The following is a 518-nucleotide window of genomic DNA, read 5'->3' as shown; positions in this document are numbered from 1 at the left end:
GCAGCGATCCACACACGGCGGAGCTGGTAGCTATTCAGGCAGGCGCCGGCAGTGCGAATGGTATCCTGACTTCTGGCAATCGTCACAGCACCCATACAGGCGTCATTGGCTGTGAGATTAGGCATTACCGGTATGGCGCTACATTCCACGGTTACGTTGGCCGGAGCAGGCGTCGTAAACACCGGCGGACGGGTATCGCGAACGGTGATCACCTGAATCACTGAATCACGGTTACCGCACACATCGGCAGCGATCCACACACGGCGGAGCTGATAGTTATTCAGACACGCACCAGCAGCGCGTACCGTATCCTGGCGTTTGGTGATGGTCACCAGGCCATTACAATTATCGGTGGCAGCCAGGTTGGGCATTACAGGGATGGCGTTGCATTCCACTGTTGCATTGGCCGGAGCTGGCGTTGTGAACACCGGCGGACGGGTATCACGAACGGTGATGATCTGTATCACCGAGTCACGGTTGCCGCACACGTCAGCAGCGATCCACACACGGCGGAGCTG

General features: G+C 58.1%; 1 protein-coding gene. It reads right to left on the bottom strand.

Annotated features, from left to right (window positions below):
• On the bottom strand, nucleotides 1–518 hold a 518-nt coding region (locus tag ACTJIK_RS25760), incomplete at both ends, for an HYR-like domain-containing protein (protein ID WP_440650478.1).

The sequence above is a fragment of the Chitinophaga sp. 22620 genome (assembly GCF_052044405.1).
In the GTDB taxonomy this organism is placed as follows: domain Bacteria; phylum Bacteroidota; class Bacteroidia; order Chitinophagales; family Chitinophagaceae; genus Chitinophaga.
Note: the sequence above shows the minus strand (reverse complement) of the source record. Positions and strands in the feature narration are given on the sequence as shown.